The organism is Nostoc sp. UHCC 0251 (assembly GCF_034932245.1).
GTDB lineage: Bacteria > Cyanobacteriota > Cyanobacteriia > Cyanobacteriales > Nostocaceae > Nostoc.
Window position 1 is genome coordinate 1 of the sequence record NZ_JAYGHD010000068.1, and the last position, 20,355, is coordinate 20,355.

Annotated in this window: 19 protein-coding genes; 11 read left to right on the forward strand and 8 right to left on the reverse strand. The window is 41.9% G+C overall.

The window, feature by feature from the left end:
- Positions 1–105: 105 nt before the first annotated feature.
- A complete protein-coding gene (locus VB740_RS10580) occupies positions 106–540 on the reverse strand; it encodes an NfeD family protein (protein ID WP_323199979.1) in 435 nt (144 codons plus the stop codon).
- A gap of 233 nt (positions 541–773) precedes the next feature.
- Between VB740_RS10580 and VB740_RS10585 the strand changes: the two genes are divergently transcribed.
- Positions 774–2,981 carry a protein phosphatase 2C domain-containing protein gene (locus VB740_RS10585; protein ID WP_323199980.1) on the forward strand — a complete coding sequence of 736 codons (2,208 nt, stop codon included), beginning with the start codon at positions 774–776 and terminating at the stop codon, positions 2,979–2,981.
- Positions 2,982–3,156: 175 nt separating this feature from the next.
- Positions 3,157–3,312 (forward strand): hypothetical protein, encoded by a 156-nt coding sequence (locus tag VB740_RS10590; RefSeq protein ID WP_323199981.1) that lies wholly within the window; start codon positions 3,157–3,159, stop codon positions 3,310–3,312.
- Positions 3,313–3,594: 282 nt separating this feature from the next.
- Here VB740_RS10590 and VB740_RS10595 read toward each other — a convergent pair whose 3' ends face one another.
- Complete coding sequence (locus VB740_RS10595) at positions 3,595–8,046, reverse strand: PAS domain-containing protein (RefSeq protein WP_323199982.1); 4,452 nt, start codon at positions 8,044–8,046, stop codon at positions 3,595–3,597.
- A gap of 155 nt (positions 8,047–8,201) precedes the next feature.
- On the opposite strand from VB740_RS10595, the gene VB740_RS10600 reads away from it, so the two are divergent.
- Positions 8,202–8,408, forward strand: coding sequence for a hypothetical protein (locus VB740_RS10600; RefSeq protein WP_323199983.1), 207 nt, complete (start codon positions 8,202–8,204; stop codon positions 8,406–8,408).
- Positions 8,409–8,466: 58 nt separating this feature from the next.
- Here VB740_RS10600 and VB740_RS10605 read toward each other — a convergent pair whose 3' ends face one another.
- Both VB740_RS10605 and VB740_RS10610 read right to left on the reverse strand, forming a co-directional pair.
- On the reverse strand, positions 8,467–9,090 hold the full coding sequence (locus tag VB740_RS10605) for a TenA family protein (protein WP_323199984.1): 624 nt from the start codon (positions 9,088–9,090) through the stop codon (positions 8,467–8,469).
- Between the two features lie 214 nt (positions 9,091–9,304).
- The gene (locus VB740_RS10610) at positions 9,305–10,075 is read right to left on the reverse strand and encodes a pentapeptide repeat-containing protein (RefSeq protein WP_323199985.1); all 771 of its coding nucleotides are present in this window, start codon (positions 10,073–10,075) and stop codon (positions 9,305–9,307) included.
- Positions 10,076–10,269: 194 nt separating this feature from the next.
- Here VB740_RS10610 and VB740_RS10615 point away from each other — a divergent pair, with 194 nt between their 5' ends.
- Positions 10,270–10,536: a type II toxin-antitoxin system HicA family toxin gene (locus VB740_RS10615; RefSeq protein WP_323199986.1), complete on the forward strand. Its 267-nt coding sequence runs from the start codon at positions 10,270–10,272 to the stop codon at positions 10,534–10,536.
- Positions 10,520–10,732 carry a type II toxin-antitoxin system HicB family antitoxin gene (locus VB740_RS10620; RefSeq protein ID WP_323199987.1) on the forward strand — a complete coding sequence of 71 codons (213 nt, stop codon included), beginning with the start codon at positions 10,520–10,522 and terminating at the stop codon, positions 10,730–10,732. Before VB740_RS10615 ends, VB740_RS10620 begins: the two co-directional genes overlap by 17 nt.
- A 151-nt stretch (positions 10,733–10,883) precedes the next feature.
- Here the strand turns inward: VB740_RS10620 and VB740_RS10625 are convergent, their stop codons facing one another.
- Positions 10,884–11,945 (reverse strand): L-histidine N(alpha)-methyltransferase, encoded by a 1,062-nt coding sequence (locus tag VB740_RS10625; protein WP_323199988.1) that lies wholly within the window; start codon positions 11,943–11,945, stop codon positions 10,884–10,886.
- 183 nt (positions 11,946–12,128) lie between these two features.
- Between VB740_RS10625 and VB740_RS10630 the strand changes: the two genes are divergently transcribed.
- From VB740_RS10630 to VB740_RS10645, 4 genes are all read left to right on the forward strand, one after another.
- Complete coding sequence (locus tag VB740_RS10630) at positions 12,129–13,925, forward strand: ABC transporter ATP-binding protein (protein WP_323199989.1); 1,797 nt, start codon at positions 12,129–12,131, stop codon at positions 13,923–13,925.
- A gap of 225 nt (positions 13,926–14,150) precedes the next feature.
- Positions 14,151–15,953, forward strand: a complete 1,803-nt coding sequence (locus VB740_RS10635) for an ABC transporter ATP-binding protein (RefSeq protein ID WP_323199990.1) — start codon at positions 14,151–14,153, stop codon at positions 15,951–15,953.
- A 39-nt stretch (positions 15,954–15,992) separates the two neighbouring features.
- Positions 15,993–16,247 (forward strand): TIGR03643 family protein, encoded by a 255-nt coding sequence (locus tag VB740_RS10640; RefSeq protein WP_100899538.1) that lies wholly within the window; start codon positions 15,993–15,995, stop codon positions 16,245–16,247.
- A 35-nt stretch (positions 16,248–16,282) separates the two neighbouring features.
- Entirely contained in the window at positions 16,283–16,816 is a 534-nt protein-coding gene (locus VB740_RS10645) for a dihydrofolate reductase family protein (RefSeq protein WP_323199991.1), read from the forward strand.
- Between the two features lie 144 nt (positions 16,817–16,960).
- Here VB740_RS10645 and trxA read toward each other — a convergent pair whose 3' ends face one another.
- Together trxA and VB740_RS10655 are read right to left on the reverse strand one after the other, a co-directional pair.
- Entirely contained in the window at positions 16,961–17,323 is a 363-nt protein-coding gene (gene trxA, locus VB740_RS10650; RefSeq protein ID WP_323199992.1) for a thioredoxin, read from the reverse strand.
- Between the two features lie 230 nt (positions 17,324–17,553).
- Positions 17,554–17,865 (reverse strand): hypothetical protein, encoded by a 312-nt coding sequence (locus tag VB740_RS10655; protein ID WP_323199993.1) that lies wholly within the window; start codon positions 17,863–17,865, stop codon positions 17,554–17,556.
- A gap of 477 nt (positions 17,866–18,342) precedes the next feature.
- On the opposite strand from VB740_RS10655, the gene VB740_RS10660 reads away from it, so the two are divergent.
- On the forward strand, positions 18,343–18,552 hold the full coding sequence (locus tag VB740_RS10660; RefSeq protein ID WP_323199994.1) for a hypothetical protein: 210 nt from the start codon (positions 18,343–18,345) through the stop codon (positions 18,550–18,552).
- A 115-nt stretch (positions 18,553–18,667) separates the two neighbouring features.
- Here VB740_RS10660 and VB740_RS10665 read toward each other — a convergent pair whose 3' ends face one another.
- Positions 18,668–18,991, reverse strand: a complete 324-nt coding sequence (locus tag VB740_RS10665) for a hypothetical protein (protein ID WP_323199995.1) — start codon at positions 18,989–18,991, stop codon at positions 18,668–18,670.
- 670 nt (positions 18,992–19,661) lie between these two features.
- Between VB740_RS10665 and VB740_RS10670 the strand changes: the two genes are divergently transcribed.
- Positions 19,662–19,955, forward strand: coding sequence for a hypothetical protein (locus VB740_RS10670; protein WP_229488624.1), 294 nt, complete (start codon positions 19,662–19,664; stop codon positions 19,953–19,955).
- Positions 19,956–20,355 lie beyond the last annotated feature (400 nt).

The following is a 20,355-nucleotide window of genomic DNA, read 5'->3' on the forward strand; positions in this document are numbered from 1 at the left end:
CTACCAGAATGGGTTCCCAGCCTCTAGGCTGGGAACCAGTCAGAGTAAGGGCTGTTTCTTTTCTTAGTGCCATTCGACCAATGACCAATGACTAATGACTAATGACTAAGAACTCAACAAATTTTCTGGTATCACAATCAAAGTAGTACCTTCTCTCCTAACCACATAAACTCTTTGATGGGGTGCTACGGTAAATTTGTCATCGTCACATCGTGCTTGCCAAGAATTTCCCTCATACAGAACCCGCCCTGTTTTCCCCGCTGGAATTTCTGTTAAGGTTTCGGCTATGACTGCATCCTGAATTTTTGACTTGCGTTGTCGCGGTTGCAAAAACCGACGAGAAAGCACGATTAATAATGTGGAAAGTAATAGCCAAACTAAAACTTGCAACCATACATTTCCCAAACCTACTACAGACAGCAGCGCCACTACAAAAGCGCTAATTCCCATCATGAAGGCGACAAACGCCGATGGTAAGAACAGTTCCATGAGACACAGAACTGCTCCTGCCAGAAGCCAGATTAAGGTAAAACTTGGCATAGCGCCATCCTAAACTCTACATTGACGTAAATGCATTTCTAAGATTAGATACAGCCAGACGTAAGTTATTTACAGAAAACAAAACTTGGTTTTTTTACCAATAATTTTGATTAATTTCAGTAACAAGGTGTAGCTAGCGGTACACAAATCCAGTCTATTCTAGCCTTCAAGTCATTGCCAGCTAAAGTTAACCGAAGTTCACGAGTTGATTGGTTTATTAAATTTATACTTTTATGATTTCTACTCAGCTGATAATTTATTGTATAAATCCAGGCTGTAAAAGCCCCATTAATCCGATGGGAGATAGTGTTTGTGCCAGTTGCCAAACTCCTTTAGTTCACCGCTATCTTTGGGCTACTGGCTCATCGTCTGCTCAAATTCCACCAGGCAAAAAGGTAGCAGACAGGTATGAAGTAATTAGTTCCCAGATTTGGCTGGATACTCAACCGGGGCTACCGCCAGATGTACCTGAAGAATTGCCAACGGAAGTAATTCCTTACCTCCAGTTATATCAAGAGCGGTTACATCTGCCCCAAGCTTATGGGTTTGCTAGTTATGAGGAAGATACAACTGATATCCTTTTATTGGAAAATGTGCCGATAGATGAGAGAGGAAATATCTATCCAACTATTGTTGAGGCATGGGAGCAAGCAACGGCGGTACGACAAGTTTATTGGCTGTGGCAAATTCTCCAACTTTGGAAATCTTTCTCAGAATTGGGACTTAACCGTAGTTTACTGATAGTAGACAATTTGAGAGTCCAAGGGTGGTGTGTGCGATTGTTGGAACTCTACCAAACGCCAACAGATGAGAAACTGAGTTTACAAAATCTGGGGGAATGTTGGCAGTTTTGGGTAGCGTCTGCAAAAACATCAGTAGCCAAAGGGTTACAGAATATAGTCCAGCAGATGTGTGAAACTGAGGTTGAGTTAGAGACTATTAGTATTCAACTCAATAATTTACTACTAGCATCTGCGGCAGAATTACCATTAGTTTTGAAGGTGGCAGGCTCTACAGATATTGGCCCAATTATGGCGCAAAATGAAGACGCTTGCTACCCCAATACTTTGAGTGATTTAGATAAAAAACTCCATCCCCTTGTGGATGGAGTTTTTGGGCATGGGGAATGGGGCATGGGGCATGGGGAAGAAGTTACCAATGCCCAATGCCCAATGCCCCAAGCGGCGGGGCGACTGCCCCTCTCCACTCACAAGGGGATGGAGTTTCCCGCCGCTTTCGATGAACCTTTATTGCACCACTTGTCAATAGTTTGCGATGGCATTGGCGGACATGAAGGCGGCGAAGTTGCGAGTAGGTTGGCGGTGCAGTCTGTAAAATTGCAAATTCGCGTTTTACTAAAGGAGGTTACAGAACAAACTGCACTTGTACCACCAGAGTTGTTGCAAGAACAACTAGAAGCAAGCTTGCGGGTAGTAAATAATCTGATTTGTGCCCGTAATAATGAGCAAAAACGCCAAGGCAGAGAACGCATGGCTACAACCATTGTGATGGCGTTGCAAGTTCCCCAACGAATACAAACAAGTACTGGGTGGCAATCAAATAACACCCATGAACTTTACTTAGTTAATGTTGGCGATAGCCGCGCTTATTGGATTACTCGCAATTATTGCCAGCTACTCACAGTAGATGATGATGTGGCAACGCGGGAAGTGCGTTTTGCAAAAAGCTTGTATCGGAAGGCACTTTTGAGAGCAGATGCTAGTGCCTTAACTCAAGCATTGGGGACAAGAAATTCAGAATCTTTGCGTCTTAAGGTTCAGCGTTTTATTGTGGAAGAAGATGGCATATTGCTACTGTGTTCTGATGGTTTAAGTGATAATAACTGGGTAGAACAATCTTGGCAAGATTATGCAATACCCGTGTTAGCAGGGAAAATGACAGTTGAAGATGCTGTTCGCAACTGGATTGACTTGGCAAACGAAAAGAATGGGCGTGATAATACGTCGGTTGTTCTGACTTATTGCCGTGTCTCCCCAGAATACTTAGTACCTGTGACTCCGGCGTTGCCAGAAGAGATTATAGAAGCAGAGATACAAGAAGAACAAGAGAAACTAGAAGAACTGGGAGAACAGGAAGAACAAGAAGAACTGGCAGAACCGGGAGAACTGGAAAAACTGGAAGAACCAACTTCTTTTACAGAAAGTTCGCAAGCTTTGCTAGATTTGGATCTCGATTTGGATCTAAATTTGGATCTTTCAGAGGAACCATTTCCAACCCCAGTAATGCCACCAAGCTTCAAGAGAAAACCTAAAAAACGGCGGGGTAAAGGTTTGACAATGCTGGGGGGAGTGTTAGCGTTGCTTGTGGGAGGTACAAGTCTGGGCTTATTAGCTTGGTGGCAAATTAATCCTCAAGGATTCCAGCAGATATGCCGGCAACTTCCTCAAGGAGTGCAGCAACTTTGTCCGCCTGAGAAATAGGCACTGGGGACTGAAGAATAGTTTATACCGAAATCTTGCGATGTTAATTATGGATGTCACGATGTTCATAGTGAATGTCGTGATGTTAAGGATAAATGTCACGATGTTAACTATGGATGTCACGATGTTCATAGTGAATGTCGTGATATTAAGGATAAATGTCACGATGTTAACTATGGATATCACGATGTTCATAATGAATGTCGTGATGTTAAGGATAAATGTCGTGATGTTAACTATGGATGTCGTGATGTTGGTAATGAATGTCACGATGTTGGTAAAACTGAATCTCTTGCACCAGTTTCAACAACCACCTCAGAATTCATTCTGAGGCTAATAGCTAAAGTCTTCTAAAGAAGACTCAGCAAGGATAGTTACTTTCCGCAAGGTACAAAACTTGTCTATTGCGCTTGCGCTGCACGTTGGCGTACCCTCTTGTAGAGAAGCGCACTACAGATAAATTTACATGACTTTAGCAAAGGCGATCGCACCACACATAACTCTAGATCGCATCTTGAACTTATATTATGTCCGGCTAATTAGTTACAATTACCACATCTGTGCAAAAATTAGAAAACTCTTTTTCCTGCCCCCCTGCCCCTCTGCCCCCCGCCTACCCTAATGGGCAAGGTACTGCAATGCCATAGCCCTGTGCGTAATCAATTCCTAGAGCCTTAATTCGCTCTAAAATCGCGTTATTCTCCACAAACTCAGCAATCGTCTGAATACCCATCACACTGCTAATGCGGGTGATTGCTGTCACAATTGCATCATCCACAGGATTCTCGACAATGTTACGAATAAAGCTGCCGTCGATTTTGAGATAATCTACAGGCAGAGACTTGAGATAGGCAAACGATGACATCCCCACCCCAAAATCGTCTAACGCAAATCGACAGCCCATCTGTTGAAGTGACTGAATGAACTGCTTGGCTTTTACGAGGTTGGCGATCGCTACAGTTTCGGTAATCTCAAAGCAAATGCACTGGGGTGAGATGGAGTGTAGGCTAAACTGCTCATACAGAAAATCAAAGAACTGATCGTCGTTGATGCTACAGCCAGAAAGGTTAATCGCATAGATGCTTTGTTTATCGCCAACAAGCGTTGACCAATTTCTGAACAGAGTCCGAATTACCCAGCGATCAATTAGGTGCATCAAGTTGTAGCGTTCTGCTGCTGGAATAAACGCCATTGGCAGCACTAATTTTCCCTGCTCATCCTGGAGCCGCAGCAGCACTTCATAATGGTCGCCGTTTTGCTCTTTCGGAGCGATCGCGGCAATCTTTTGAGCATAAAGACAAAACCAATCATTTTCCAAGGCTTGAGAAATGCGACTGACCCACTGCATCTGGCCACGCTGTTGCAGTCGCTCCTGGTCGTCAGTCTGAGCAACATACACGCGATTGCGCCCGCGGTTCTTTGCGGTATAGCAAGCTGCGTCAGCCGTGCTGATAATTTCTGCAAAGCTCTCGCTATTCATGTCGATACCCACCAAGCCAATACTTGCTCCAATTGAGAATACCTGCTCTTGCCAAACAAACCGGAACTCTTGAACACATGAAAGCAAATTTTTGGCAACTCGTAAAGCTTCCTCTAATGTACACTGAGTGAGTAATACGCCAAATTCATCGCCGCCTAAGCGTGCGAGTGTGTCAGTTTTCCGAATCTTCTCCTGCAATAAGGCAGTAATTTGGCGCAGTAATTCGTCTCCAGCCACATGACCACAGGTATCATTGACGATTTTGAAGTGATCGAGATCTAAATAGCACAATGCATAAACCTGGGAGTCTAAAGAAGCAAAGCGCAATGCTTTTTCAACCCGCCGCTCAAACTCCTGGCGATTTACCAATCCGGTTAAGGCATCATGGGTTGCCTGCCAGGATAGCTGACGCGAAAGCTGGCGGTTCTGCGTCACGTCATGAAACACCATAACCGCGCCAATAACTTCTCCCTCACGATTGCGAATGGGCGCGGCTGAATCTTGAATTGCAATCTCTTGATCCCTCGCAGTAATTAAGACGGTATGGTTTGCTAAACTCACAATTCGATTTTCTTGTAACGCTTGCTCAATTGGGTTCTGAACTACCTCCCGTGTCGTTTCATGCACAATTCTCAAGACTTCTTTTAACGGCAACCCTTGTGCAGATGCTTCACTACATCCGAGCAGAGATTCTGCAATGGGATTGAGGTATTGAATCCTGCTAAAGGCATCTGTGGTAATAACTGCATCTCCAATCGATTGCAACGTCACCTGAGCTAATTCTTTTTCTTGAAAAAGTGTTTCTTCAATTTGCTTCAGGGCTGTAATATCGCGTCCCACCGATTGAAATTCGATAAAGCATCCTTGCTCGTCAAACAGCATTCGGTTATGCCACTGAGTCCAACGCACCTTATTTGCCACAACCACGCGATTTTCAATAATCACAACAGGATTATCGACACTAATTGAAGCGATTAATTGAGCAACTCGCTCTCGATCTGCCTCAAAGATAATCGGTTGATAGCGGCTGCCGATCATTACCTCTGGCGATTGTCCAAAATAAACTGCATAAGCTTGGTTGACAAAAGTGAGTGTGCCGTCTGGTAAATATCGGGCAATAAGTTCGGTCTGATCTTCGACAATGGCACGGTAGCGAATCTCACTTTGTTTCAGAGCAATTTCTGCTTGCTTGCGATCGCTAATATCAATCACCACACCCAACATCCGCACAGGTTTACCTGCTGCATTGTGAATACTGCGTCCTTTTCCAATCAACCAGCGCACTTTGCCATCAGGATGAATCACCCGATATTCAGCTTCATAATTAGTATTCTGAGTCGCGGCTTTGAATAAAGCCTGTTCAACTCGCTCAACATCCTCTGGATGAATAGCATTGCGCCATACCTGGTATTTAGCTGATGATGTTTCTGGTTCTAACCCTAACAAGCGAAAGTGGTTGTCGTTCCAGATGACTGCCCCATCAAGCAAATTCCAATCCCAACTACCGATATGGTTAAATTCTATCGTCAGCCTGAGTTGTTCTTCACTTTTGGCTAAGGCTACTTCTGCTCGTTGGCGTTCTTCTTCAATACGCTTCTTGGGGCTGATATCCGTAACTCGTACTAAATTCATCACTTGGCCAGCAACCCTGATTGGTTTGATTGCGATGTTTCCCCAAAAGCTATTGCCCTGCTTGGTGACGTATTCAATTTCGCGACTCCACAACCCTTGCTGGTTAATTTCTTGAAAAATAGTGGTTAGTTCATCAGAAGTAAACTGCACCTTTTGTAAAGTTTGACCTTCAATACCAATGAGTTCAGCTTTGCTTGAAGCTGCAAATAGTTCTACTGCACGATTATTACAGTCAATGTTTAGTAACGTTTTTGTATCTACCAAAAAGATCGCATCAGCAGATTCGTTAAAGATAGCTTTTAGCAAATCGCGGTTCTTGCAGATTTCTAACTCGCTTTCTTTACGTTCTGTAATATCTAGAATAGCTCCATACAATCTAACAGTCTTACCTTGAGTATCATAAGCTACCTCTGCTCTCGATTCTAGGTAGCGCAATGAGCCATTAGGTCGGACAATGCGATATTCAAGATTGAAAGGCTTTCCCTTGGCGATCGCCCTTAATAGATGCCTCTGCAACACTGGTCGGTCTTCTGGGTGAAGCATCTGGAGAAATGCAGCCTGCGTCGGTACTGATTCAGCAGGATTTAAACCGAAGATGCGGAAGGTTTCGGCTGACCAAATTTGTTTCTCAGACCCTAAGTACCATTCCCAACTGCCCAGATGGGCAACCTTTTGAGCAGTAGCTAGCAGCGTTTCACTGCGTCGGAGTTCTTCCTCGGCTTGTTGGCGTTTGTTGAGTGCGGCTTGCCGTTCTGTAACATCTTGAGCAGTCCCATAGAGGCGAATTACTTTTCCATCCGCGTTAAATTCTGCATGTCCAATCCCCTCAATATAAATAGTAGACCCGTAAGTTGGAGATGCACGCAGAATGAGTTTGTAGGATTCGCCAGTTGACATTGCCCGCTCAATTGCTTGGGCTAATTTTCCTGCGTCTTCTGGCAAGTACAGTTGCAGATTTTCTTGGTAGTTCGGCTCAAGAAGTGCGGGATCTCGATTAAAAAGGTCGAACAGTTGCTTTGACCAGGTAATTTTGCCAGTGGCAATATCAAACTCCCAATTACCAAGACGAGCAACTTGCTGAGATTCTTCTAATAAGGCTTCACTCTTGCGTAGTGTTTCTTCAGCACATTTGAGGTCGGTAACATCCACTACCAGCCCATCCCAAGCCACACAACCATCCTGCAACTGACGTGGCGTGGAACGAAAATGGAACCATTTCAGCCGAGCGCCGGGCGTTTGGATTCGCACTTGTATATCAAACACTGAGAGATTCTGCCGCGATTCATCGACTGCTGCCTGGAAGAGTGGTACATCCTCTGGGATAAACTGGCGATAGAGTAAACTTGAATCTTTCAGTGCAGAAGATGCACTGACTTCCATCAGTTTTTCAATCCCCGCGCTGATATAAGAAAAGCGATCGCTGCCATCCAATTCGCGGATTACTTTATAAATTGCCCCATTGGGCAGATTATCGCCAATTCGGCGCAACATAGCTTCCCGCTCTTGTAGTGCGAGTTCTGCCTGTTTGCGTTCGTTAATTTCTCTCTCCAGTTCTCGATTGGCTGCCTCCAGTTGTGCATGACTGGGGAGAGCAAGTGCTTTTGGTACTAAAGGTATAAGTTCAGAAGCTGTGTACAGTGAAACTACGGCTGTAATAGCTTTAAGGCAACCACTCAACCAATAAGTTGGATACCAAAGCGTCCAAATCTCCATCAGGTGGGTAGTGCCACAAGTAATAATAAATGTTGCAAATAGCAGAAATATCCAGTTGAAGGGCAAATCTTGGCGCTTGCGGACAAAATAAAGTAGCGTGATGGGAATAGAATAATAAGCAAGCGCAATTAAACTATCGGATACAATATGCAACCCCACTAATTCTGGTTTCCAAAGATAGCAATGCCCGTGGGGGATAAACTGTTTATAAGAAAGTAAGCTTTTCCCAAATTCCAGCATCAAGTTGTCTCAAACATAAGTTGTTTAACATAAAATAGCAGCTAATTATACTTAGATTGTAATGGTTGATGTGAGAATACAGCAGATTGCGTTCTAATCAAATACACGTAGAGACGTAGCAGTGTTACGTCTCTACAAGATTTTGAGTTTGATATATGTGCTTCATCTACCTGAAATCTGCTGTATGTCAAGATTTAGTTGGAGTATTGACAGAAGGGACTATTGCTAAAAAGCAGCAAGAAATGCTTTATTTACCAAGCCAAGAGAAGGAATTTAAATCATCGGTGCTGATGATGTTAAAGAATATACCCGTCAATTATTCCTTGACAGACTACTATTTCCGACTTGTGTGTACACCATAGAGAGAGAGCAAAGACTATTGTATACAAACGAGCGATCGCGCTGACTTAATTAAGCAAACTACTCCCAAATCCACGCAGCCTGAAAAAAGTCACGTTCGCAAAACATCGCATAACGATAGGTTGAATGCACAACAGAAGTAGTAACGGCATAATTGTCAACCAAATTTTCTAATTGTTGTGTTAATGGTTGAAAATCTGCACTGCTGTAAGTACGAATCCAGTCTGCATATTGATGATTTGGAATGCCATTACCAGCTAACTTTTCTCCCAAAAAGGCATACAAACGCATACAGGGAGACATCGCCGCAGCAGTTAAACCGACATCTCCACTCCAAGCAGTTGCTAACAAAAAGTCAGTATAGCGGCGGGTGGCGGCTCCTGGTTCCACAGAATGCAAATTGACTCCCCACTCAGAAGCATAGCCACTATGCAGCCGCAGTTCTTCTAAAACTCCACTAACTAGGTTATGAAATGTGGTGAAACCTAACCAATCTGGTGCTTTAGCTGCGGCGATACTGTACGCACGGGCAAAAGCTTCTAAGAAAAAAGCATCTTGCCCTAAGTAGTAAGCAAATTTCCCTCGCTCAAGAGTACCATCGCCAATGCCCTGAACGAAAGGATGCTCTAGGCAAGCTTGGGCTAAGTCTTGATTTGCAGCCCATAATTCCTGAGATAAAGTCATTTGTTATTTGTCACTTGTCATTTGTCATTTGTCATTTGTTATTATCCCTGTGTTGTTTTAAGTAAGTCGGCACAATAAATTCAAACTAATATGAAGAAAAATGAACTAAGCTAAAACCCTAATGCCTATTGCCTATTGCCTATTGCCTATTGCCTATTGCCTATTGCCTTATCCCAACGACAATTATTTACGCCAACTTACTTAACTCTCACTCTCAAAAAGGGAAGAACTTGAGCAAGACTGAGCTTAAACCTCCCAAAAAGTCAACGAAACTGGGGCTACCAGTACTTACCTTCTCATTGACGGGTGTTTGCAGTTCTTTAATAAAAGCTTGGGCTGTTTGCGTTCCCAGGCTGTTGTTTTGGGATGTAAACAATTTTTCAGCAACTTGGGCATCTTGGAATGCACCTTGTCTATCTAGTAGTTGGTAACGGGCGACACCACGGGCTAAATAAGCACCCGCATATTCTGGTTTAATAGCGATCGCTTGATTAAAATAACTGATTGCTTGCGGTTGGTTGCCTTTTTGTGCTTCTGCTACACCCAAAGCATAAAAGTCTTCTGGTGAAGCAATTTGTGATGGTATAGCAACCGCACCTTGGAAATTTGCCCCATTCAAGTAAGCACCAGTCAGTTCTGCATTTGCTAAATAACTATTTCTCAAATCAGCACCCGCTAAATTTGCTCCACCAAATCTAGCTTCGCTCAGGTTAACACCAAATAAACTTGCGCCACTCAAGTTTGCACCCCGCAAATCTGCGCCGCTCAAGTTTGCCCGACTGAGGTTAGCATTTGTGAGATTAGCACCGCTCAAATTAGCACCTGATAAGTCAGCCATCACTAAACCTGCATTGGTTAAATCGCAGTTTTGGCATTGTTTGGTTGCCAATAACTGTTTAATATGTTCAGAATTTGCTGCTTGTACGCTTGTTGCCAAACTAATCGTGCTTAAAAAGGCAGCTATGGCTAGAATTTGGTTTTTCATATTCGTGTAATATTTTTTACTCAATATTCAATGTTAACTGAGATGGATTTATACCTCAGCCTATGATATGAGCAATCTAAACGGTTTGCCCTCTGTAGTTGCGTATATCACTGATAAATTTGGATAAACACTCACATATACCCTGATTTTAAATAAATATGAGACTATAGAAATATTAAGACAGCCATAAAAACGTGAGTCAGCAAGACAAACTCTTAGAAAAGATCCTCTCTGGGACATCTGATACAGACATCCCTTTCGCCCAACTGTGGCAACTCTTATATACACTAGGCTTTGATGAACGGATTCGTGGCGATCATCGTATTTTTATCAAAGCCAATGTTGAGGAAATATTGAATCTGCAACATAAAAAGGGAAAAGCCAAAAGCTATCAAGTTAAACAAGTTCGTGCAGTGATTAAAAAGTATAACTTAGGAAGTAAAAATGATGTTTCGGTATGAAATTATTCTCTACTGGAGTGAATTAGATCAAGCCTTTATTGCTGAAGTACCCGAATTATCAGGCTGTGCTGCCGACGGTGATACTTATCAAGAAGCTCTGCATAATGTAGAATTAGTTATGCAGGAATGGATAGAAACGGCTAAGGATTTAGGGCGTCCAGTTCCTCAGCCTAGACCCCGTTTGATGTACATTTAATTAGTACATAAACTAAAATAAAGCCGATTTTTTAGCATCATCATAAATATTTTACACTATCTGCCATAGTCGTATATATAGCTGTTGCAAATAGCTCATAACAGTTAGATCCCCGACTTCTTTAATAAGTCGGGGATCTTGAGGCAGACTGTTAGTTACTAGCAACCTTACAAATCACCATAATATGTGATTTATATTTGTCAGTACTATAATGAATAAGTTGTAGTCCAGAACGCTCTAATTCTTGCAAAAGCTTAGGGATTTCATACTTATGATGTCGCCAAATAGTAATTTCTTCACCTTCAGATAGTTCAATCTTCTTATCTATCCCCATTCGACTGAAATTGATCGTGTGATGATGACGGAGTTTTATATTAGCAACTACACTATCTGTTTTTAAATCATACTTTCTCACCAATTCACAATCTTCAGACTTAATCCCAATCTTGCTTTTAACCCATCCATATATTTCTTCTACATGATACTTGCAGCCGCCTCTGACGTTACCATCCCATTTAGAGTTAGTGCCAGTTTCATTAGTAAACACCAGAAAATCATTTTCTCCCATGCTATCTCTAAAGTTCTTTAGTACCTTATCTCTATTTTGATGATTCCCGATAGTAACACCTAAGTGGAAAAATATTTTGGTTTTGTTATCAATTTCAAGATTAGCTTTATTTTGTAATAATATTTTTGGTACACAACTATTTTCTATGTCAATTGGGGAACTGATAAATTCGATGAGAGGAAACCATTTTTTAAAATTATTCCTTGATACATGAAGCAATTCTTCGCTAATATCTAAGGCAATATATTTATTAACTTTACCCAATTTATTCAGTTTTTTAATAAAATTCTTAACTGGATATGAATTTCCTGCACCTACGTCTAGAATATTTACCTTATCGCCATTTGGAATATTACTATTTAGATAATTAAAGTTATCTTTTAAAAGTTCAATTTCTACATTCGATGTTCGATACCATGTAGGAATAATATATTTTCGATAAAAATCGTCCCAAATTTTTGCACCTCTACCTTTATAAGAATACTTTAGAGGTATTTCTCGTCTAACTTCTAATGCATTAATTATCCCTAAAACTTCTTCTTCAGAAAAAATAGCGTAGAACTCAGAACTTGGCTTTGCTGTGCGATTGATAGCAGTTAACATATCCGAGCTAAGTTGAGAATCGCTATGAAAATTTTGAGCCATTATTCTTGTTCTTCGGTATTGAAATGGATTAGCCGCAATGCTTGCCAAAAAGGTATTTTCTCATACCATTGTCCAAAAATTTGGAATTGTCACCATGAATAGATCCCACCCTATCAACTGGGCAATTGGTTTTTTACCATCAAAATACGAGATAATTTTTCAAAGATACAGGGGTGAATACCAGTGGTTCAGCAACCAGAACTCCAGGAAACTTCGTCGATACAGTCAATCCAGCGCGTGCTTAAGAGTTTAAGTACTTACCGATGGACTTCGCTGGGAGCATTGGTGAGTCTGTTGTTGTTGACGATCGCAAACGCGGTGACTCCACAACTATTTCGGTGGGGAATTGATCAGGGTATCACGCAAAAAAACCTCCAAGTTGTGCTATATAGCGCCGCTTGGCTGGTACTCGCCGCGATCGCTCGTGGTGTATTTAACTTTGGACAAAGCTATTTAGCAGAAGCAGCGTCTCAAGGTGTAGCTTATGACCTGCGAAACAAAATTTTCAGCAAAATTCAAAATCTCAGTTTCAGTTATCATGACCAGTCGCAGACTTCCCAACTGTTAACCCGTGTCACCAGCGACATTGAGCAGATCCGTACCTTTGTTGGCACTAGCCTGATTCAGGTCATTGCTTCACTTGTAACATTGGTAAGTATTTCGGTGGTTTTGCTGCTGATGAACTGGGAACTAGCGCTGATTACGCTAACGGTAGTGCCCCTAAATACATGGTTGATGGCACAATTTGTCACCAGAAATAACAAACTTTTTCGGCAAGTACAAGAGCAACTAAGTGACCTCAATGCAGTGTTGCAAGAGAATTTGCTAGGAATACGGGTGGTGAAAGCGTTTGTGCGGGAATCAACTGAAAGGTCGCGTTACACGACCATGAATGATTCCCTAGTTAGGGCAAACATGAAGACCATTAGCGCCATCCGCAATACCTTCCCATTTATCTTTTTGCTGAGTAATTTGGTAACATTGGCAGTTTTCGCCTACGGGGGAGGGCAGGTGATTGGGGGTAGGTTCTCCATTGGCGAACTGGTGGCGTTTAACTCCTACCTAGCCTTGATTCTCCAACCGATTTTGTTAATTGGATTTGCTGCACCTGCGATCGCTCAATCAGCTGCTTCCGCCGAACGAGTCTACGAAGTTGTAGATGCGGAGGTAGAAATTCGCGATCGCCCCGGTGCTGTCCCATTTGAAACCTGCGGCGGTAGAATCACCTTTGAAAATGTTTCCTTTCGCTATCCAGGAGCCAGCACTGAAACTCTCAAAGGAGTTTCTTTTGAAACAAAGCCCAACGAACTAATCGCCGTTTTAGGGATGACTGGTTCCGGGAAAAGTACAATTATGAACTTAATTCCCCGCTTTTACGATGTCACAGGGGGAGCAGTTCGCATTGACGGACGAGATGTAAAATGTTTCACGCTCAAAAGCCTCAGATCGCGGATTGGTATTGTATTTCAGGAAACCACCCTCTTCTCTGGCACAATCCGCGAAAATATTGCCTACGCCAAACCCGATGCAACTCTAGAGGAGGTGATTGAGGTTGCCAAAACTGCCCAAATGCACGATTTTATCAGTAGTCTACCCGATGGCTACGAGACGATTGTGGGTGAACGGGGTGTGGGCTTGTCTGGTGGACAAAAACAAAGAATTGCGATCGCTCGTACCTTACTCACCGATTACAGCATTCTGATTTTGGACGATAGCACCTCGGCTGTGGATGCCAAAACTGCTGCCCAGATTCAAGCCGAACTAGATGGCTTAATGCGCCAAAAAGCTTGTACAACTTTTGTAGTTGCTCAACGCATTAGCACCGTTAAAAATGCCGATCGCATTTTTCTCATGGATAAAGGCCGATTGGTAGCACAAGGCACTCACGAGGAATTGATGCAAACCAGCCCACTCTACGGTGTGATTTTGGAATCTCAGGTAAAGGCGAAAGAGAAAAATGGTACCAAATTAAATAAATAGTATACGCGATGTGCAACTTATTCTTGGAACCCCACTTCCATTCCTCTCCCCGAAAGGTCGATAGGCTTTGATTCTTGCTCCCCAACGCTAGTAGGGAAGGGGTTGGGGGTTAGGTTTGAGATAAAGTCGCACACGGCGTTAGTATTGCTTGAGATTTTTATACAACCTTGTAATCAAGACAAAGACTTTTAATCCAAAATCCAAAATCTAAAATCCAAAATTGCTATGAGAGGCACTATTCCCGTTGTTGCATCTGAGGATCAAGCGAGTCAGCAACTCTCCACCCTACGACGCTTTTTGCAATACCTGCTCCGTTATCGCAAAGAAATTCCCATCGCCCTGACATTAGTATTTATTGGTGCCGTAACCCAGACAATTGGGCCGTTTTTCCTCGGTTGGTCGATTGATCACCTAATTGCACAAGGTAATTTGCAGGGACTTCTATTGTTATTAGGACTACTAGCGCTAAACTACGGACTTGGTGTATTAGCAATCCGGGGTCAAATTATTCGAGTTGGCTGGATTATGCAGCGATTGCTGGCTCAACTGAGGCAAGATATTTTCACTAAAATCCAAAGTTTGCCCCTCAGCTTCTTTGATCGCAGCGAAGCTGGCGATTTAATGAGCCGCCTGCTGAATGATGTCAATACCGTGAATCAGGCATTTGGACTGACGATCGCCCAAATGCTGGGCAACACTTTCAGTTTGATTGGCATAATCATTGCCATGCTTGCAATCAATTTACAACTTGGCTTGTTGAGCAACCTGGTTGTGCCACTGATGATTTTTACCACAAGTTTGTTTGCCCGTTGGGCAAGAGCTAGGTTTCGTGTTACCCGCCAGACTATTGGGGAGCTTTCCGCCAAGTTGGAAGAAGATATTGGCAGCGTTCGAGAAGCACAGGCATTTAATCGTGTCCAGATGAATATTGAAGAATTCGACATTCTTAATGCTGCCAATCGTGATGCCAACGTTGAAGCTGTAGCAATTACTTCCGCCTTTTTGCCCTCGATCGATTTTCTGAACACACTAGCAACCGCAGGCGTGTTGGCTTATGGAGGTTATCTCGCGGTAACAGGAGGTGCAACAGTGGGTGTGGTGACAGCCTTTTTACTTTACGTCCAGCAGTTTTTCCGCCCGATCCAAATTCTCAGCCAGTTTTACACCCAAGCTCAATCTGCCTTCGCCGGATTAGAGCGAATCTTTCTATTACTAGATGAACCATCACAACTCAACGATGCACCCAATGCAACAGAAATGCCGCCCATTCAGGGGGAAGTGACATTTGATAATGTCAAGTTTGGCTACAACCCAGACCAACTGGTTCTTAAAGGGGTAAATTTGCACGCCTATCCAGGGCAGATGATTGCGTTAGTAGGGCCAACCGGTTCGGGAAAAAGTACAATTATTAACTTGATTTTGCGCTTCTACGATGTATCTGGCGGTGCAGTGAAAATTGATGATATTGATGTGCGTAGCGTTACTCAAGCAAGTCTGCGGCGTCAAATTGGCATTGTTCTGCAAGACAATATTTTATTTAGTGGCACCGTCGCCGAAAACATTGCCTTTGGCTCTGCCCATGCTACCCAAGCTGATATCGAAGAGGCTGCACAGTTGGCAAACGTGCATGAGTTCATTACCTCGCTGCCACAGGGCTATACAACTCAATTGGGTGAACGGGGAGCGCCCTTGAGCCAGGGACAGCGACAACTAATCAGTATTGCCCGTGCGGTGTTGATTAACCCTCGAATTTTGATTCTTGATGAAGCCACCAGTAGCATTGACACGCGTACAGAAGCGCTAGTACAAACTGCGATCGCTCGTTTACTACAAGGACGTACCAGCTTCGTGATTGCCCACCGCCTCAGTACAGTTACCCAAGCAGATCAAGTATTAGTAATTCAGCAGGGAGAAATTGTAGAGCAGGGTACTCACGCCGAACTGATCAATCAGCAAGGTGTGTATGCTAACCTTTATGCCCTGCAACTGGGTGCAGCAGACACAATGGTTCTTCAAAACGAAAAGTAAAATATATATAGCTCTAATTTATCAATTGCTAGCAAAAGAATGAAGCTACCCGATCTCGATTCACAAACCATCGATCGCATCATTGAAATGGCGTGGGAAGATAGAACGTCTTTTGATGCCATTGAGGCTCAGTTTGGACTGCTGGAGAAACAGGTAATTGCCCTAATGAGGCGCGAAATGAAAGAATCTAGTTTCCAGATGTGGCGAGAACGAGTCACCAAACGCGGTACAAAGCATTTATCTAAGCGAGAATTTATTGCAGGTCGATTTAAATCGCACAATCAAAAAACGTAAGTAATTGGGTGAAAACCACTACATTCAGAAGCATAATGACGAAAGTTACACTCTATATTGCAGCTAGTTTGGATGGCTACATCGCTCGCAGTGATGGCGGAATTGATTGGCTCTCATTCCTTGATACAGAAGGTGAAGACTACGGTTACACTGATTTCTACGAATCGATTGATGCGATCGTGTTAGGTAGCAAGACGTATGAAGTAGGGCTTGGCTTTGATCAATGGCCTTATCCAGAAAAAAAATCCTTTGTTTTCACCCAGCGCCCGCTCCAATCTGACCGTGAGGACGTTGTATTTGTTTCTGAAACTGTGAAGCCTGCCTTAGCAAATATAGAGGCTCAAGGTTATAAAAACATCTGGTTAGTTGGTGGCGGAGCATTAATCAATTCGTTTCTTCAGCACAGCTTGATTAACGAATATATTATTTCAACTATTCCAATTATTTTAGGTGGCGGTATACAGCTTTTCCCACCGCCTAGCCCTGAAGAAAAATTGGAGCTAATTACCTCAAAACAATATTCTACTGGTTTACTGCAAGCACATTATCGGCGAAAAGAAAAGGTTTAAAAATTTATAATTCATAATCATGTTTCAAGTGGTGAGAAGTCCGAGGGTAGGTTTCCAAGGCTCGAAACTTCGCGGAATTTAAACACCACCTGAAACGTCACTGCCGTTATTAGGCATCAGGTATAAACCCTTTTTAATTATGGCTTACGAATCAGTGGTTGAAACAACCTCAATAAGCTTCTGAACAGCTTCGCTAAACTGCTCATAAGGTGAAACTCCTACGATAGTTTCTGCTAAAACACCATCTTTGAAAATTAAAACCGCTGGAATACTGCGAAGACCGAATCTTTTGAAAATTGGCTTGTTGCTGTCAACATCTACCTTAACGACTTTGGCGCGACCTTTATATTCCTCAGCAAGTTGATCCATCAACGGACTGATCAGGCGACAGGGACCACACCAAGTAGCAGTAAAATCAACAACAACAACTTTCTCTTCACTTTCAGTTAAAACAGTATCAAATTCACTTTCTTGAACGTAAGCAACTGTGTGAGTATCTGTAGACATTTTTTAATTTCCTTAGTGTCAAACTAAAATTTCAGCAAAAAGCTAACTATACAAACTATACTCCCTTCTGCCTGTCAGATTCACCAGTAGCCTACATTGCTAAACCCCCACAGGTGAGTTTTGCTTAGTAGCATCTATCTTATAACCTACAACTTTCTTACGTAAGGTGCATTAATGTACCCTACCAACCGACCTAATCCAAAAATCCATCCCTTAAAGATGTAGAGCCGTCAAGAGTCATCCTGCTGATCAAATAGTTCTAACAACCCAATTGTGCCTACAAAAAAAGTATAAGCAGCATATTTTATTGGCATCTTTTTTCTTGAAGGTGCATAAAAACCTGCTATAATACCTTCGATAAAATGGGCCGTCATGGCAAAACGCTCAATCCAAAAAATAGGATTAAGGATACTTGGTACATTACTATTAGTTATTACTGCATAAATATTCCACGATTCCAATCCAATCGCGCTTGTTATAAGCACTGTAGATATAATTTTTACAAAGGTAAAAATGTCTCTTCTGATAAACTTTAAGTTCATACTATTCACCGTATTTTCTCTGCCTCTGCGGTAGCTTACTACGTTCCCTGCGAGACGCTGACGCGCAGCGAGCGTCTCGCAGATAGACGCTCTGCGGTAGCTTGCTCCTTTGCAGGAGTATTCGTCTACATTTTTCCGGTACTCATGCGTGACTCCTATATGTTTTATCTAAATTCCCCTGAAGTCAACCAAATCTTATATTTATCATGATTTCCATTTTTGTAAAAGCCTCTAAAAATACGGGCATGGTGTATTAAGCCCGCTGTACCCGTAAACACTACGAGTAATAAATATTAAATCACCAGACATTAAAAAAATTGTAAAAGTGTGGAATAATACATAGGTAGTACTGCAAGGCGGAAGTCAAAAGAATTGTATTCTAAGCTTTTGCGCCATTTGAAATGGTATGTTTATTTCCACGCCCGTTGTACTAGTAAGTTTCACTCCACTCTATAGATTGATAAAAAATGTAAAGCTATGATTGCTCAACATTACAATTCAAATCATATTGAAAACAACTTGCTTAAACAAATCAAGATTAAAGAAAATCAACTAAAAATTGCACAAGAATCTAATATGCTCCATGTAGTAGAAGCATTACAAAATGAATTATTAAGGTTACAAGGTCAATTTTCAGAGCCGCAAGACGTTGAAGTTCAAGCGTTGATGAGTTTACTAGACGATTAAGATTATAAATTTGTGTTGCAAATTTATTGAAATATAAAAACTCTGTTATTGGGATGCAGAGTATAGCGATTGTGATGCCTACGGGTTCTAAGGTTTCATAAACGCATAATGAATCTTATCTAGTTAAGATATTAGGGTTTTGCTGAGTATGGGGTATTTTTATCTCACGTACTAAATCAATCTTAAGAACAGGTTTAATTGAGCGCAATTGCCTTTGTCGAAGAATTTGAATTTCTCTCTCAAATGAATTTTTCCCTTGCCTAAAAAAATCTTGAGAATTATATGGAACTAAGTCGCGGGATAAACGTTGAGCTTGTGCTGGAGTCAAACTAGAAAGGGGTTGTTCAGCATTGGCAGAAGTCTGTATAGCTAGGAAAAAAGCTGTTGCAACCACTAAGGGTTTTATTTTTATACATTCGGTGAATATCAGGTTTAGCATGATTGATACATCTGTGACGTGAATGCTGTTTCAAACCATTTTTTGTTGGTCTGATTATAAATAAAGTACACTTATTGGCTTGCTAATTACCTCCCGCAAATGGGTGAATTAATCAGCTAAAGCTTTATTACAACAATTGGCATCACTGCTATATTCCAATACAGTTCAGTTAAGTTATGATCCTCCGTAACCCCCATTGTAAGGAGGAAATTAGAGCAAGCCTTGGAAAGGGGGTTTGGGGTTGGGGACTTTCGAGACTAAATGTCGTCAACCCAAGCGTGTTGCGCTATATTTGGATTTTTAGCAAAGATCCGGAACTGCCTGGTTTCATCTAAGGTGCTAGCGATCGCACCCTTGGCAATGCATCACCTAAATTACTAGTTTAGGAATGGTATCGATACGCTTCAGTGATAATGCTGTAATAGATATTTCAGTCTGTAGCACTCACTACTAAATCATAAAATTGTATTTTATACAGGCAGTCTTTACCAAAATCATAAAATTACCAACTTAGCTATTGGCAAAACCCCAGTTTGCATAGAGTTTATTTACTAGTTCTTAAAATAGGTTCATATAATTTACACTAAAACATATCAGTATTTTAACTGTTGTCTTCCTTGTTAATACTTACTTAATATGTAGCACAAGATTTTCTATTATCTAACTCATTGTGAAACCTCTTCTACAGACTTACTTAGAACAAGAAATTTGGATACTAGTACGAGACAAGTGGTATTTCGCCACAGTTATTGGAGTTTGGGATGATTTGTTGTGGTTTAAACATAGAACTTACAACAAAGATACAGAGGAGGATACTCTCTGGGAAATGGTTGTCAAAATCAGTGAAGTAGTTGCTATTGATAAAGTTAGGTCTGTTATTAGTAGAAAAGCAGACGTACTTATTTCACGGCTACTAGAAACTGAGCAAGGTCTTAATGATCATCATCAAGATCATGAACATTAATTAACTCACTAGTAAAATACTTGCTTGTCTCCTAAATGAACAGATAAAAGTTGAGACAAGCGGTATAAATAAGTATGATAGAAAATTAGCGGTTCTTGTCGCTCCCTTTAAGTTGGTTTAGGGCTATTTCGTTCAAGACATAAACCGCCCAGAACTAAAGTTCCGGGCTAATAGCCCAAGTCCACTCAAGTGGACTAAGTAAGTCGGCACAATAAGATCAAACTGTGTAAAGGAGAGTAAACAAGGCTCAAACTATCTTTCCCCCTGCTCCCTGCCTTATCCCAACGATAATTATTTACGCCGACTTACTTAAAAGCCTTTTTTAGCCGTCTTTAGACGAATGAGTGCTATTAGCCTCAGAATTTATTCTGAGGCGGGCTAGATGAGAATGAAATAGCCC

Coding starts and splice junctions, on each gene's coding strand:
- VB740_RS10580 (WP_323199979.1), bottom strand. CDS start 540: ATGCCAAGTTTTACCTTAATCTGGCTTCTGGCAGGAGCAGTTCTGTGT.
- VB740_RS10585 (WP_323199980.1), top strand. CDS start 774: ATGATTTCTACTCAGCTGATAATTTATTGTATAAATCCAGGCTGTAAA.
- VB740_RS10590 (WP_323199981.1), top strand. CDS start 3,157: ATGGATATCACGATGTTCATAATGAATGTCGTGATGTTAAGGATAAAT.
- VB740_RS10595 (WP_323199982.1), bottom strand. CDS start 8,046: ATGCTGGAATTTGGGAAAAGCTTACTTTCTTATAAACAGTTTATCCCC.
- VB740_RS10600 (WP_323199983.1), top strand. CDS start 8,202: ATGTGCTTCATCTACCTGAAATCTGCTGTATGTCAAGATTTAGTTGGA.
- VB740_RS10605 (WP_323199984.1), bottom strand. CDS start 9,090: ATGACTTTATCTCAGGAATTATGGGCTGCAAATCAAGACTTAGCCCAA.
- VB740_RS10610 (WP_323199985.1), bottom strand. CDS start 10,075: ATGAAAAACCAAATTCTAGCCATAGCTGCCTTTTTAAGCACGATTAGT.
- VB740_RS10620 (WP_323199987.1), top strand. CDS start 10,520: ATGATGTTTCGGTATGAAATTATTCTCTACTGGAGTGAATTAGATCAA.
- VB740_RS10625 (WP_323199988.1), bottom strand. CDS start 11,945: ATGGCTCAAAATTTTCATAGCGATTCTCAACTTAGCTCGGATATGTTA.
- VB740_RS10635 (WP_323199990.1), top strand. CDS start 14,151: ATGAGAGGCACTATTCCCGTTGTTGCATCTGAGGATCAAGCGAGTCAG.
- VB740_RS10640 (WP_100899538.1), top strand. CDS start 15,993: ATGAAGCTACCCGATCTCGATTCACAAACCATCGATCGCATCATTGAA.
- VB740_RS10645 (WP_323199991.1), top strand. CDS start 16,283: ATGACGAAAGTTACACTCTATATTGCAGCTAGTTTGGATGGCTACATC.
- trxA (WP_323199992.1), bottom strand. CDS start 17,323: ATGTCTACAGATACTCACACAGTTGCTTACGTTCAAGAAAGTGAATTT.
- VB740_RS10655 (WP_323199993.1), bottom strand. CDS start 17,865: ATGAACTTAAAGTTTATCAGAAGAGACATTTTTACCTTTGTAAAAATT.
- VB740_RS10660 (WP_323199994.1), top strand. CDS start 18,343: ATGATTGCTCAACATTACAATTCAAATCATATTGAAAACAACTTGCTT.
- VB740_RS10665 (WP_323199995.1), bottom strand. CDS start 18,991: ATGCTAAACCTGATATTCACCGAATGTATAAAAATAAAACCCTTAGTG.